The 1,370-nt window shown below is 61.8% G+C and carries 1 protein-coding gene; it reads right to left on the reverse strand.

Annotated features, from left to right (window positions below; all coding sequences use genetic code 11):
* Positions 1-1,370, reverse strand: a 1,370-nt coding sequence (locus tag AWB80_RS42715) for a non-ribosomal peptide synthetase (protein WP_143328299.1), incomplete at both ends; no start/stop codon positions are given.

The following is a 1,370-nucleotide window of genomic DNA, read 5'->3' on the forward strand; positions in this document are numbered from 1 at the left end:
GCTTCGCGCACCGCCGGATGACTGGCGATCTGCGCTTCGATCTCACCCAGCTCGATCCGAAAGCCACGAATCTTGACCTGATGATCGTTACGCCCAAGAAACTCGATATTGCCATCGGCACGATAACGCGCGAGATCGCCCGTGCGATACATCCGCGCACCGGGAACGAACGAATCATCGAGGAAACGCTCGGCAGTCAGATCAGCGCGATTCAGATAGCCCCGCGCCACGCCCGCACCGCCGATATACAGTTCACCCACCGCACCCGGCGGCACCAGTTGATACTGCGCATCGAGCAGATACATGCGCGTGTTGGCGATCGGTCGACCGACCGGCACCGTCGATGACCCGTTCGCTTCGACTCCCGTGTGATAGCACGAAGACCAGACGGTCGTTTCCGTCGGACCGTAGAGATTCCACAACGACTTCACCTTGTCGCCAAGACGCGCGGCGAGTTCAGCAGGCAACGCTTCGCCACCGCACAGCGCGGTCAGTTGCGCGCGGCCGGTCCACTGCGCATCGAGCAGCATGCGCCAGGTGGCGGGCGTGGCCTGCATGAAGCTCACATCGTGCTTTGCGAGCAGCGCTTGCAGGGCGATTGGATCGGCCGCATCGTTTCTGCGTGCGAGCACGACGCAGGCGCCCGTGCTCAAGGGCAGATACAACTCCAGCCCGGCGATATCGAAGGCGATGGTCGTGACGGCCAGAAGCGCATCGTCTGCGTGCATGGCGGTGACATCGCGCATCGAGCAGAGGAAGTTCAGCATCTCGCGATGCTCGACCATCACGCCCTTGGGCTTGCCGGTGGAACCCGAAGTGAAGAGCACGTAGGCGAGGTGTTGCGGAGTGACGGTCGTTTGCGGATCGTCTTGTGGGAGAGTGTCATCGAGCGACGCGTTGGGATCGAGCACGGTCAGCGAACCGGTGTCGCCCAGCGCTTCACGACCGGCGGCATCGGCAAGCAGCAGGCGGGGCGTGGAGTCGGTGAGGATGTGGCTCAGACGCTCGCCAGGATACGCCGGATCGAGCGGCACATAAGCGCCGCCTGCCTTGAGTATCGCGAGCAATGCGACGACCATGCCGATGCCACGTTCAACGCACAACGCCACGCGATCTTCAGGACGCACGCCGAGCGCGATCAGATGATGCGCAAGCTGATTGGCACGCGCATTGAGTTGCGCATAGGTGAGCGACGTGTCTTCGAAGATCAGCGCGATAGCCTCAGGCGTGCGTTGCACCTGTTGTTCAAACAACTGATGGATGCACAGATGCTCGGGATACGCAGCAACGGTGTCGTTCCATGTTTCGACAAGCAGTGTGCGGGTTTCGGTCGGCAGTACATCGAGTTGATTGACCGGCGTCTGAGGCGC

Source organism: Caballeronia pedi, assembly GCF_001544915.2.
GTDB lineage: Bacteria > Pseudomonadota > Gammaproteobacteria > Burkholderiales > Burkholderiaceae > Caballeronia > Caballeronia pedi.